The organism is Pantoea sp. LMR881 (assembly GCF_027157825.1).
Taxonomy (GTDB): domain Bacteria; phylum Pseudomonadota; class Gammaproteobacteria; order Enterobacterales; family Enterobacteriaceae; genus Pantoea; species Pantoea haifensis.
This window is the reverse complement of the sequence record NZ_JAPVOK010000001.1, coordinates 81,371-93,980: the sequence shown is the minus strand read 5'-3', so window position 1 is coordinate 93,980 and position 12,610 is coordinate 81,371. Positions and strand designations below refer to the sequence as shown.

General features: G+C 49.7%; 8 protein-coding genes and 3 pseudogenes. 3 read left to right on the top strand and 8 right to left on the bottom strand.

Going from position 1 to position 12,610, the window contains the following annotated elements:
• Window positions 1–312: 312 nt before the first annotated feature.
• From katE to O3W44_RS00620, 3 genes and pseudogenes are all read right to left on the bottom strand, one after another.
• Window positions 313–2,576, bottom strand: a pseudogene (gene katE / locus O3W44_RS00630) (catalase HPII).
• Between the two features lie 287 nt (window positions 2,577–2,863).
• Window positions 2,864–4,420: a UbiD family decarboxylase gene (locus O3W44_RS00625; RefSeq protein ID WP_269291573.1), complete on the bottom strand. Its 1,557-nt coding sequence runs from the start codon at window positions 4,418–4,420 to the stop codon at window positions 2,864–2,866.
• An 11-nt stretch (window positions 4,421–4,431) separates the two neighbouring features.
• Window positions 4,432–4,833 (bottom strand): SRPBCC family protein, encoded by a 402-nt coding sequence (locus O3W44_RS00620; protein WP_269291572.1) that lies wholly within the window; start codon window positions 4,831–4,833, stop codon window positions 4,432–4,434.
• 414 nt (window positions 4,834–5,247) lie between these two features.
• Here O3W44_RS00620 and O3W44_RS00615 point away from each other — a divergent pair, with 414 nt between their 5' ends.
• A complete protein-coding gene (locus O3W44_RS00615) occupies window positions 5,248–5,412 on the top strand; it encodes a general stress protein (RefSeq protein ID WP_269291571.1) in 165 nt (54 codons plus the stop codon).
• A 205-nt stretch (window positions 5,413–5,617) separates the two neighbouring features.
• Here the strand turns inward: O3W44_RS00615 and O3W44_RS00610 are convergent, their stop codons facing one another.
• The 3 genes and pseudogenes from O3W44_RS00610 to O3W44_RS00600 form a co-directional block, all read right to left on the bottom strand.
• Window positions 5,618–6,349 (bottom strand): YoaK family protein, encoded by a 732-nt coding sequence (locus O3W44_RS00610; protein WP_269291570.1) that lies wholly within the window; start codon window positions 6,347–6,349, stop codon window positions 5,618–5,620.
• 262 nt (window positions 6,350–6,611) lie between these two features.
• Window positions 6,612–6,941, bottom strand: a complete 330-nt coding sequence (locus O3W44_RS00605; protein ID WP_269291569.1) for a DHCW motif cupin fold protein — start codon at window positions 6,939–6,941, stop codon at window positions 6,612–6,614.
• A pseudogene (locus tag O3W44_RS00600) lies at window positions 6,941–7,641 on the bottom strand (aspartate/glutamate racemase family protein). Before O3W44_RS00600 ends, O3W44_RS00605 begins: the two are co-directional and overlap by 1 nt.
• A 528-nt stretch (window positions 7,642–8,169) precedes the next feature.
• On the opposite strand from O3W44_RS00600, the gene O3W44_RS00595 reads away from it, so the two are divergent.
• Together O3W44_RS00595 and O3W44_RS00590 are read left to right on the top strand one after the other, a co-directional pair.
• A complete protein-coding gene (locus tag O3W44_RS00595) occupies window positions 8,170–8,649 on the top strand; it encodes a (R)-mandelonitrile lyase (RefSeq protein WP_269291568.1) in 480 nt (159 codons plus the stop codon).
• Complete coding sequence (locus O3W44_RS00590) at window positions 8,627–9,373, top strand: carboxymuconolactone decarboxylase family protein (RefSeq protein WP_269291567.1); 747 nt, start codon at window positions 8,627–8,629, stop codon at window positions 9,371–9,373. Before O3W44_RS00595 ends, O3W44_RS00590 begins: the two co-directional genes overlap by 23 nt.
• 41 nt (window positions 9,374–9,414) lie before the next feature.
• Here O3W44_RS00590 and O3W44_RS00585 read toward each other — a convergent pair whose 3' ends face one another.
• The gene (locus O3W44_RS00585; protein WP_269291565.1) at window positions 9,415–10,428 is read right to left on the bottom strand and encodes an ABC transporter substrate-binding protein; all 1,014 of its coding nucleotides are present in this window, start codon (window positions 10,426–10,428) and stop codon (window positions 9,415–9,417) included.
• A gap of 10 nt (window positions 10,429–10,438) precedes the next feature.
• Window positions 10,439–12,549 (bottom strand): annotated as a pseudogene (locus O3W44_RS00580) (TonB-dependent receptor).
• Between the last annotated feature and the right edge of the window lie 61 nt (window positions 12,550–12,610).

Genomic DNA, 12,610 nt, shown 5'->3' with positions numbered 1-12,610 from the left:
AAGACCGATTTTTGTTGTCAATGTGGGATATGTGGTTTTATTTAGCAAGGAGTGATAGGTTTTTGTGATAATCGCAGGCAGATTAAAATCTTTTCATAGCGTTTTAATGCAGCATGAAAAGTTATTGCTTTACCCCTGTCGCCTATAACTAACCTTTAGCTGACAGGTAGCAGGTTAAACCTGATCACGAGGAGGAATGCGCGTTCTGGCACGCGCGGTGCTTAGGGTGATAGTAAAATCGTATAAATAAAAAACAGCCAGGGATTTCAACCTGGCTGTTTGTACCTTCCGGTTTAAGGACGTGCAAGCGCATTACGCTGGTACAGAGAGGGCCTTTTGGCTGCGTGACCAGACGCGGTGTAACGCCATCGCAGCCAGGAAGTCATCCATAAAGGTACCTTCGGCTTTGCTGTCCTCAATCAGCCCTTCTTCTGCTTCATCATCCTCTAAGCCGAACTGCGCTTTAAAGCGGCGCGCATCCCCGCTGAGGCCAATAACTTTAAGGTGCTTATAGGCTTCAAGCAGGAAGTAGCGGGCATCTCCGCTTAACAACAGGGCATCAATATTGCCGTCGGGGACAATTACCGCATCGAAAGTAAGCGATGGCAAACCGCTGAACGTGGCATCAACAGGTAAAACAGAACCATCATCGGCACGCACTTGCCCCATATGGGCAGCCAGCAATTTTGCGTGAACGCCCTGCGCTCGCAATCCTTGCAGGATCACCAGCACATCTGCGGATTTAACGCCGTCACTTAACAGCAACGCAACCTGACGGCCTTTTATCTGGCCGCTGTTAACGGCATACAGGCTGAGGCTGGGATCTTTGCTCAAACCATTTACCTCTTTTGCCGGTGCCGTTTGCAGTTTTTCATCAGACAAGCCAATGCCGAGATTGTCCGCTACGCCCTGCGCGAGTGAGACATCAATATTTAACAGATGATCGACCACCCGTTCACGAATATAAGCACGGGCCACTTTACTCAGCTCGAATGAGAAAGCACCGATAATATGCTGTTGCTCGACGGGGGTCTGGCTCTGCCAGAACAGACGCGGATGTGAATAATATTCGCCAAATGACGGGCTGCGCTCACGCACTTTATGCCCCTCAATCCGCTCCTGATAGCTCTCGAAACCGCCACCTTTGGCTGCGGGTGGAGTTTCACGCGGCCAGTTGTCATTAATGGAATTCGGCTCGTAGTTAGCAGGATTGGTATCAATTTCCATCCGGTGCATGCCCTGACGCTGGAAATTATGGTACGGGCAAACGGGACGGTTAATGGGGATTTCGTGGAAGTTTGGCCCACCAAGACGGCTGATTTGCGTATCGGTATAGGAAAAGAGACGGCCCTGTAACAAGGGATCGTTGGTGAAATCGAGGCCGGGAACAATATGACCAGGATGGAATGCCACCTGCTCTGTTTCAGCAAAAAAGTTATCCGGATTACGGTTAAGCACCATTTTTCCCACTAACTGAACGGGAACTAACTCTTCGGGGATCAGTTTGGTGGCATCAAGGATATCGAAATCAAATTTGAATTCATCTTCTTCCGGGATCAGTTGCAGACCAAGTTCATACTCCGGATAGTCACCCGCTTCGATCGCTTCCCACAGGTCACGGCGATGGAAGTCGGGATCGCGTCCCGTTAGCTTCTGTGACTCATCCCAAAGCAGCGATGCTTTACCTGCCACCGGTTTCCAGTGAAAGCGTACAAAGGTCGCCTTACCCTCGGCATTGATCAGGCGGAATGTATGAATGCCAAAGCCTTCCATGGTGCGATAGCTACGGGGAATACCCCGATCTGACATCGCCCAGATGACGTTATGCAGCGTTTCCGGTTGCAGTGAAACATAGTCCCAGAAGGTGTCGTGCGCACTCTGTCCCTGTGGAATTTCGTTATGCGGTTCCGGTTTAACCGCATGGACAAAATCAGGAAATTTATGCGCGTCCTGGATAAAGAACACTGGCGTGTTGTTACCCACTAAATCGAACACGCCTTCATCGGTATAGAATTTGGTAGCGAAACCGCGAATATCACGCACGGTGTCCGCTGAGCCAGCCCCGCCCTGTACGGTCGAAAACCTGACAAACACCGGCGTAGTTTTCTCAGGATCGCTGAGAAAATCGGCTTTTGTCAGATCCTGAAGTGAACGGTATGGCTGAAAGTAACCATGCGCAGCTGAGCCACGCGCATGAACAATACGCTCCGGAATACGCTCATGGTCAAAATGCGTAATCTTTTCACGCATGATGAAATCTTCAAGCAGCGTCGGTCCACGTGTACCGGCACGAAGCGAATTTTGATCATTGGCAATACGCGTACCCTGATTGGTGGTCAGCGCAGCATTTTCACCATTTTTACGGTTCTGTTCGAGCTGGTCTAATTTCGCGTTATGAATAGCAGGTGATTTAAGACTGCCCGGTGCGGTAGGTTCTTTGCCTGGTGAGGTCGGATGCGAAGACGGGGTATGTGACCCGTCGCCTGGCGCCAAAGACCCCAGCCCCGGTTTGGCAGTTTCAGGGCCTTTATGAGGGGCGTTGTGGCTAAGTTCTTTTTATCTTTCTCTTTAGACATTGCTCATTGCTCCTGTAAATATCGCGATAACAGCCTAATAAATGTAGAACAATCTCCCGAGTACGCTGAAAATCAGCAGGGATTTACGTGCAGGGTTTGAGGCAGGACAAACAATGCGGCTGTCAGGTCACCATAAATCGTCATGAAAAGCGTTGGGGAAAAGCTGTTCGAAGCCGCACCCTGCGCAGTTTATCCATGAGCAGGCAGAGAGTTGATGTAATGCGGCAGGTAGGGTTATGAACACCGCCTGTCACAGCGGTGTATATATTTCATAACAAAAAATGGCTTTAACTGGCGTTTTTATTAAACAGTGAAGGTACCCAAAGGCTCGGATCCACTTCTTTGAAGCGGGCGCGAACAAAGTGTTCTTTTAAGTGGTAAGGCACCGTACAGTCAAAAATGGTTTTGGTCGTGGTGCCTTTTGCAGTGATACGTGGGTCATAAAACGGTGCCTGAGAAGGATCAAGCACGTGTCCGGCAATGCCGGGAACAAAAATAGTGTCTGAATCACCGATAAAACGGGTTTGCATCGCCCAGAGCACATCATCGGTATCGAACAAATCCACATCTTCATCGACCAAAATGACATTTTTCAGCTCGCGATAAACCGCAAGTGCAATTAGTGCAGCCTGACGCGTCATGCCATCATCACCGGCATTGCGTTTCGCAACCTGCAGCACGGCCAGAAATTTTCCGCCTCCCGCACTGTGGGCATAGACGTTTTTTACCAGGCCTGGCAGGGCATCATTGCACTGGATATGAATACTGGCTTCGGTAGGAATACCGGCAAGACTGACATGCTCTTCACCCGGCCCCACCAGGGTTTGCAAGACAGGCTGTTTGCGGGTAGTAATCGCTTTGACCTTTATTACCGGTAGCGAGGGGTTGGCTTCGCCGGTATAACCAGGAAATTCTGGCATAGCTTTGCCTGTGCCACTGTTTTGATCTTCCGCGACGCGGGTATGGGGCAGGATCTCACCTTCAATAACGATTTCAGCACGGGCAATTGCGCGCTGTTTTACGGTAAGGCAATCCACCAGTTCAACCGGCTGACCACGTAAACCGCCCGCGACACACAACTCGTTAAACCCAAAAGGCGTGACAGGCGCTTCGAATTCGGCACCAATATAAATCGCCGGATCCAGTCCCATGTTGATCGACACGGCTAAAGGTTTACCCGCAGCTTCGGCCTTTTGGCGGAAGGCGTCAATGTGGCGGCCCGGCGCAAAGAAAATCGACAATTCATCTTTGCTCTGTACGCACAAGCGATGAATTGTCACATCCGTGTTGTCCTGATTATCAGGATCGCTGCCGAGCACCAGCCCAAGACAAAAATAGGGACCGGCATCCTCCGTGGTGTTTGTAGGGGCAGGCAAAATTTTTCTTAAATCGAAGCCTTCATCATCAGCCCGATAAACCACTTCCTGGCAGGGAGCGTCTTGTGGCTTGACCATCACAGGCGGCGTCACGTTTTTCCGCGCTTCAGCCATTTGAATACCCAGCTCGCGCACCGGTGCGCCCAGCAAAGCACTGACACGTTCCCGACTCGCCATCATTCCCACTAAAACACGGGAATCTGGAAAGCCTTTAATAGTGTTGAAAGTCATGGCCGGGCCGGTTTGGGTGGGTCTCATTACCGTGCCGCCCGCACCGACATAGCGGTAAACACCGGCAAGCTCAGCGATGGGATCAACCTCGCGATCGGTTTCGATATACTGGCCCGGTAGCGTTTTAAGCAGCGCGATAGCCGATCGTAAATCGTTGACCGGGGGAACATTCCAGCCTTGCGGATGGGGCTCGCCGGGCTTGACGACACGGTAGTTTTCAGGACGTTTTTGTGGCATGACGCTTCTCCTCACGCTTTTTCAGCGTACAATTTCAGCTGATGAAGTACTTCGCCCCACCAGGTATTGCAAAAAGGTAAATGTGGATCCTGTTCTGACCACTCACCGTGGCTGAGTTTCACCAGCGTTTGGCCATCATCAAGATCGGAAAGGATAAATGTCAGCCTCTTACCCGCATGGCTGTCAGTTTCCTGCACCGAGGTCTGCTCAATTTTGCTGTCCGGCTCCAGTACTTCAGTGCGCCAGCTAAAGTGAGTTCCCGGTTTTGGATGAAGCGTCAGGATTTTTCCCAGAGCAATTTCTCCTTCAACCTCGCCGACATGCCATTTTGACATGGTGATGACATCAGCAAGAGCAAGGAAAACCATACTGCGCGGAGCAGCAATTTTAATGGCGTGGTGAAGCGTAATCATATTCGAGTCTCCTGAAAAAAGAGGCAACTGCGTAATAATGAATAAGTATTGCCTTAAATGAGGCGATCAAAGTATATAACCGACAGATGATTACGCCTGCCTTGTAACCTCTTTTTTTTAATATCATAAGCCATTATTTCTTACTGAAAAAAACAGAAATAAAAGCTGATTAAAACCTTTCACTTTTCATATAATTTTTCGTCAATTGATAAACAGCGGCACATAATGAAACATACAGTAATAACACTGCGTTAATAACCTGCGCTGTTCTCATCATTAAAAAACAGCGACAGCAAAAATAATTTTCGCGCTACGCTTGCACAGATAACACGCCTGGCTATTATTAATGCTGAACGACGCGCATAACTTAACGAAATAAGTTATGTAATTTAAAACTCTTGAGGAGAACATAATATGACTCAGCACAGAGGCGGTTCAGGTAATTTTGCAGATGACCGCGAGAAAGCAAGCTCAGCCGGTAAAAAAGGCGGCCAGCACAGCGGTGGCAACTTTAAAAATGACCGCGAAAAAGCGTCCGAAGCAGGGAAGAAAGGTGGCCAGAACAGTCGCCGCAGCTGACAGGCTATAAGGTAGATGCGCTTGTTATCGGAGGCAATGGATTGCCTCGCCCTGCCAGAAAACAGAAGCCTTTCTTTTCCCCTGCTTTCACGCTGTTAAACCTAAAATATGCTAATCCTTTTCTTTTTAATTATTCATTCAAATGAGCGACTTTCTGCACCCTATAAAAAATCGTGCAAAAAGCCGCACCGTGAAATAGTTCCTGTTAATACAGCCGTTTTCTCGCGGTTTGTAAGGTTATAGCGATAGCACTGAGCGCCACGACAGTGAGCAAAATACCTAAACCAATCATCGAGTAGAAACCAAAAGATTTAAAGAGCAGCAATCCGGCAATACAGCCGCTTAAAAATGAAAAAATAGTGGTCAGGTGAGTATGAAGCTGCTTCTGATAAAAACGCCGTTCGTCAGAATGAGAGCGGGAAATAAATGAAGTTACAAATGAACCAAATGCGATACCGGCATCAGTCAGCGTGCCGGTAATATGCGTAGAGCGAACGCGACCGTTAGAAAGCTGGGTTGATGTTGAGTTATGCACACCCATCAAATATCCCAGCAATACCAGTATTTCACCGTTGTAGCCAGGCGAGTAATATACCGTTTCAAAAAGGGAGGCTGCCGTAAGTGCCAGCCCTTCAACCAGGATGATTAGACAAAAAATTGTTCTGATTTTACGCTGCAGGCCTGCAATGACAGCGAAACGCGCTGTGGTACAACCTAATACAAACGCAGTTATCAGCACAGCCAAAAATAACAAGCTGTGCATATTAGAGCTGGATATTTCGCTGGAAATTTGAGAGGCATTACCCGTCATGTGGGACGGAAAAAAGCCAAATGCCCCCAGTGCCATTGCATTCAGGATCCCTGCCGTAGTGGCTAATACCAGCGCCAGATAACGGTCTTCGGTATGCGATCGGACTCGCTTCTTTTTTATCAGCACATTAATTCCTCATAACTGTCAGCGATAGGAAGGAAACAACAAATGTGTTGTATGGAAAATAAAGCATACAACCTGACAGAAGAATAGCGAGAGAACACAGATAATTCTGACAAATTAACACGTTGATTTCGATATATTTATAAATTACATTCAGCTAATTCATAGTAATGTAAATTCATAATGGACTTTAGTTTCCAGCTAATTTTTTTAATTAATTAAAAAGCGTGGCTTATTACGCTGAGCCACGCTTCAGGCGAGATCATCAGTCGACAATAAATAGTTTTGCACCGGTTGCGGTAGAAGAACGATGAGCTTCCGCGTTATCCGCTACTTGATAGCTGGTGCCCGGCGTAAGAACAAAAGTGCGGCCATCTTCGAGCTCCGTCTGCAGTTCGCCTTCAAGACAAAACAGAATATGCCCTTTAACACACCAGTGATCGGCAAGATAACCCGGCGAATAGTCAACAATACGCACGCGTATATCATTAAACTGCGCGGTACGCCACGTGGCACTGCCCTGTTCTCCTGGATGAATGTCGGGTTCAATGTCATTCCAGTGCGTTATGCCAAATGGCAAATTTTCTATGTTCATCAATGCTCCTGTTGCAGCGCCTGAGTTACTGCGTCCTGCGCATGAATTAATGTGGTATCAAACAGCGGGACGCTGGCATCACTGATCTCTACCAGTAAGGTGATTTCGGTGCAGCCCAGGATAATGGCCTCAGCGCCCTGCTCTTCGAGCTTCTGCATAATCTGCCGATAGCGTATACGCGATTCTGGTTTAACCTCCCCAGACACAACTCCTGATAAATAACATCGTGTACAAAGATACGATCCTGCTCGTCTGGCGTTATGACCTCAATGTTGAAATTATTTTGTAGCCGTCCACGATAAAAATCCTGCTCCATGGTAAAGCGCGTCGCCAGTAAACCCACTTTGCGCAAGCCCGCTTGCTGAATACGCTGCGCGGTCGCATCGGCGATATGCAGCAACGGAACCGTCACCGCATCCGTGATCTGCTGCGCCACTTTGTGCATGGTGTTCGTGCAAAGCACGATGAAACTGGCCCCTGCGCGCTGAAGGTTGCGTGCCGCGTCCGCCAAAATGGCTCCCGCTTTTTCCCACTCGCCCGATACCTGTAATTGCTCAATTTGTTGAAAATCGACGCTATACAGCACCAGCTTAGCCGAGTGCAATCCGCCTAAACGCTGCTTCACTTCCTGGTTAATGATGCGGTAATAGAGCGCAGTCGATTCCCACGACATACCGCCAATCAAGCCGATAACATTCACTTTTGCTCCTTATCGTTAAGCCGGGTTTATTGCTCTTGAGAATGAACAGGCTTTTCATTTTCAGCAACGATTTTTCTGTCACTAAAAGCGCAACGATGTGACTCACCATGCAAGGAAATGAATGCGTTGCAGGAAGCGGGTTGAGTTTAAAGTTTCTCAGCCTGCGCAGCAGCATTAGAGGGCTGAGAAAGCGCCGCATGCTGCCGGTTGCGCCATCCCTGTGCGTCACGGCCAGGTTTACTTGATCAATCCCGACGCTCTGCTCATTACTGGCTACTGAAACATCGTCAATCCGTTCGCTTACCTGACGAATGCGATTGATGATTTAGGGTATTTAAAAAACAGAAAAGCGTCTGTGAATTTTGCTCATAACGGCTATTAATCTGACGTAATTATCTCTTTGTCATTGTTCGCTATTCTGCAGACAGTTGTTTTACAAACCTGCTGAAAAAAATCATCGCCTTCCTCTGTCAGCCTGTTATCGACACAGCGTTATCTGTGGGATCCTTTACACACTAAGGTATTCATATGATGAAAAAAACTGGCTTTTTAGCAATTCTCCTGCCTCTGGTTTCTTTAACCTCATTTGCTCAGCAAGAAAACGTTTCTGTGTATATCGCGCCCGCCGGAAGCCAGAACGCAGTTTCCGGCCCCGCAGAAAATTTTACCGGGCGGGTTCGCGTGGATCCCTTGTTCCCGGCGGATAAGACCATCAATGCTTCCGGTGCTTATGTCACCTTCGAACCGGGCGCACGCTCAGCCTGGCATACCCACCCGGCAGGCCAGCGGCTTATTGTCACCACTGGCGTTGGCCTGACCCAGCAGGAAGGTCAGCCAGTACAGATTATTCGCGCCGGTGACGTTGTATCGTGCCCACCGGGCGTCAAACACTGGCATGGTGCGACACCTGGCAGTGCCATGACGCATCTGGCAATAACCGGCACTGTGGCAGGCAAATCGGTTGAATGGATGGAGAAAGTGACAGATGAACAATACCACGCGCATTAAACAATTCACGGCAGCATGCTTAATCATGGCCAGTTTCAGCCCGGCTTTATATGCCGCGCCGGTTAAAGAGGGAGCAACAAAGATGCAAAACAGATCCGAGACTTTATCTGAACGTCAGCAGTCCATTCCACTGATTGCGTCATATATGGCAACAAGCAGTATGGCAAAACTGAACAGCGCGCTTAATCAGGGGCTGGATGCCGGATTAACGGTGAACGAAGCCAAAGAAATTCTGGTTCAGCTTTATGCCTATACCGGTTTCCCTCGCAGTCTTAATGCACTGAATGAATTAATGAAGGTGGTTGAAGAACGTAAACAGCGCGGTATTCACGATGATCAGGGCAAGGAGCCGGTGAGTGCTGTTCCCGTCGGCGAAGAGTTGCGCCAGATCGGTATCGCGAACCAGACCAGAATATCTGGTGCGCCGGTGCAGGGGCCGCTTTTTGATTTTGCGCCCGTGATTAATCAGTTTCTTCAGACGCATTTATTTGGCGATATTTTTGCCCGAGACAACCTCGACTGGCAAAGCAGAGAACTGGCAACCGTGGGTGCATTAGCCGCTACACCGGGCGCAGAGGCACAGTTGTTGTCTCATCTGCGCGCCAGCCTGCGAGTCGGGTTGAGCAGTGCACAGCTGCGTCAGCTTGCGCAGTTACTTCTTGAAAATGGAGAAACGGATGCCGCTATGCGTGTTGAAAACGCCTTGCGGGATTTTCCAGCGTAAAACCCACCCGGCCTGGCGCATCACGCAACAGGCCAAACCGTTTATTCCGGCGGTTGTGCAGCGATAATGCGTTCAGCGTCTTTCTGGCTTAATGAAAAATCAAAAAACTGCTGATAGAAATCCTGCGTGGCTCGAATCATGTCCAGGGTTGGAAACAGTTCAGGATGCAGTTGCTTCGCTGCCCACTGAATTTGCAGCGCCGCTTCCGTCCCGTAACGATCCCATGGAAATACGCCAGCCGGGTTTTGCCAGACTCGATGCTGCTTTACCGCCCTGAGGCTGGCAAATAATGCCGCATAGGGGGAATCGGTCAGTGTTCCCGCGCCTGCTCCGACAATAATGATATCAGGATCCCACATGATCACATCTTCAGGCGACACTTCATGCATGTTGCCCTTGATCTGCCCGGCCACGTTTTGCCCGCCAGCCAGTGTAATCCAGGTATCAATGAGCGTGTCGCAACCATCAACCTTTAACGGATGGAGCGACTGAATATGCAAAACGCGCGGACGTTGCTCGTGACTCAGATGCGCCGTTTTTTGTGAAATAAATGCAATTTGCCGATCAAGGTAGTGGTTGTACGCTTGCGCGCGCGTCATCGCCGTTGAGGTACCGATAACTTCAGCCGTGGTTAACAACGATTGCTTCATACTGGCAAAATCATTAAATCCCATCATCAGGGCAGGAAGACCCGCCTGGCGATAAGCGGCTGCCTGCGGATCGTTTTTCGGGACGAAAACCGCATCCACATTGCGCGCCACCAAAGCCTCACTGGAAAAATCTTTACCGTGCACCTGTAAAGCCTGATTCAGAGAAGGCTGCACTTTAAACATCCAGGGCCGATCAGCGGCATGATTGACCGTGGCGACAATGCGATCGCCTGCCCCAAGCGTCATTAATAATGAGTGATGCGCATACCAGGCGTCTGCGATGCGCAACGCCGGTTTATCAATAACAACCTGATTTCCCGCATCGTCAGTCACTGTTTTCGCCAACGTGGTGAAGCTGGCGAGCGGCAGTGTCAGGCAGAGGGCGAGTAGTGATCTTTTGAACATACTATTCCTGTCAGAAGTTAAGCTGCATTGAGAGTTGCATCATGCGCGGCTCGCCAGGTTGAGCACTGGCATAGCCTGCCCCGCTATAGCCGTTTAATCCCCCGGCACGATATTGGCCCAGTAATGGCGATTCGTCAGGTTAGTTACATCAAAACGAAACGTCGTAGCGGTATTAAATAGCTGAGTGTGATAAGCCGCACCCGCATCCAGCGTGGTATAGCTGCTCACCCAACTCGCGTTGCTGTTATCCGTTGCGCGCCGTCCTGCGTAGTGAATACCCGCATGAACGTCCGTCCCGCTGAATACCGGCAGGTCCCAGGCGACAAACAGACTGGCTGTGTATTTAGGTAAACCCACGATTTGTTTATCGGTTGTGGTTGCGCTGGCCGTACTGAGCAAACGGGCATCCAGCCAGGTCATGCCGCCATAGAGATGCAGGTGCGGCGTAACATCACCATATGCCATCAGTTCGACGCCACGATTACGCTGTTTGCCATCCTGCGCATAATTGCCATCAGTCTGGGTATAGGCAAAGGGGCGCGTGATTTGGAATACTGCGGCAGTAAGCAGCATGTCGCCAACCGCCAGTTTGCTGCCAGCTTCAATCTGCTTACTGCGGTAAGGCGTCAGTATTTCTCCGGCATTGTTACTGCCCGCCGGCGCAGTATCGCCCTGCTGTAAACTGTCGGCACAGGTGATATAGAGCGTTAGCGGATCGATCGGCTTGTACATCAGACTGGCCGAACCGCTAAAACCCCGGTTTGAGGAGGCGCTGCTGCGTACGCCGCTTTGCGTATAATTAGCCGTGCTGAGCAAACTTTCGCTGCCCGCCAGTAACAGGCTCCACTGCGGATTGAAAGAGAGATTATCGCTCAGTAAAAAAGCATGTTGCGTCGCCGTAGCCGAATGGTAACGATGGGTGAAATCAGGATAATCAGGCTCAGCAAAAGCTACCGGATCCGCCAGTGAGGCGCTGCCCAGCGTCTGCGTGCCCCCGTCGAGCGGGTTCATGTTTTTCCAGACAAAACCACGCAATCCTGCGGAAATATGGTGTTGTAGCCAGCCGGTCTCCACATCGCCATTTATATTAGCCATATAGCTATTGATGGTGAAACGACTGGCAGTGGCAGATGACGTTGTGGTGGTGTAATGTCCGCTGTTGTCAGTAAAGGTGTTGGTAACGGCGGTTGATTCACGATCGGCAATCTGACGCAATACACCGATTTCACCTTGCCAGTTGCCATCAAAATCGTGCTTCAAATGCAGGCTTGCGGTAAGCGTATGATTATTGTTGCCGGCATAATATTGTCCGTAGCCTGCCTTTTCAGGATCGGGCGCAGAGGGAAAAGAGAGGCCTTTGCTTAGCGCAAATTTCCCCGGCAAGCCTTTTTCATAAAAGTGGTAATAGCTGACATTAGTTTCCAGCACGGTTTTATCAGACAGGCTGGCATCAAGCGCCAGACTGATAAGCTGTCGGCGTTTTTTGCTGCCGCTGGCATAGCCGTTTCCCTCATCGTCCAGCACATTGAGTCGATAGCGCAGACGATCATTATCATCTAACGGCCCGCTGAAATCGCCAGACAAAAGGCGACTGATCCCCGTACCCGCACCAGCCGTAAGCGTGTTCTGTGGCAAATCCGTTGCCCGCTTAGCCACAAAATTAAACAGCCCAGCAGGGTTGGCCGGGCCATAAAGCGAACCGGCCAGGCCATTCAGGACCTCAATATGATCAAATTGCTCAGTTGCGTAATCGGTCGTTGAAACCACATTCAAACCATCGATCATGCTGTTTTGCACCACGCTTCCCTGCATACCGCGTGTTTGGGGCCGTGTGCCCTCTCCCTGGACGGAAGGCATATAGCGATAGAGATCGCTGACGCTCTTCAATTGCTGTTTCTGCATTAATTCAGGTGAAACGGTCTGAACCGACCAGGGTGTGTTGCGTATTTCTTGCTGCCCGAGATTTCCTAACGTGACCTGTTTGCTGGCAGTGCTCGTATTATCAGGCGCAGCGGTGACGACTAACGTCTCTTTATTTTGTTCAGCATGCGCATTTATTGCACTTAATATCGCAATGCTGAGCGAACCAATCGTATAAAACTTACCAGGAATAAAATACATTTTTGCTTATTGTCGAAAAGGTCAGGCAAATAATTACCGGTCGTAATTAAATGCGTTAAGT

Coding starts and splice junctions, on each gene's coding strand:
- O3W44_RS00595 (WP_269291568.1), top strand. CDS start 8,170: ATGATGAAAAAAACTGGCTTTTTAGCAATTCTCCTGCCTCTGGTTTCT.
- O3W44_RS00590 (WP_269291567.1), top strand. CDS start 8,627: ATGAACAATACCACGCGCATTAAACAATTCACGGCAGCATGCTTAATC.
- O3W44_RS00585 (WP_269291565.1), bottom strand. CDS start 10,428: ATGTTCAAAAGATCACTACTCGCCCTCTGCCTGACACTGCCGCTCGCC.
- O3W44_RS00605 (WP_269291569.1), bottom strand. CDS start 6,941: ATGAACATAGAAAATTTGCCATTTGGCATAACGCACTGGAATGACATT.
- O3W44_RS00620 (WP_269291572.1), bottom strand. CDS start 4,833: ATGATTACGCTTCACCACGCCATTAAAATTGCTGCTCCGCGCAGTATG.
- O3W44_RS00625 (WP_269291573.1), bottom strand. CDS start 4,420: ATGCCACAAAAACGTCCTGAAAACTACCGTGTCGTCAAGCCCGGCGAG.
- O3W44_RS00615 (WP_269291571.1), top strand. CDS start 5,248: ATGACTCAGCACAGAGGCGGTTCAGGTAATTTTGCAGATGACCGCGAG.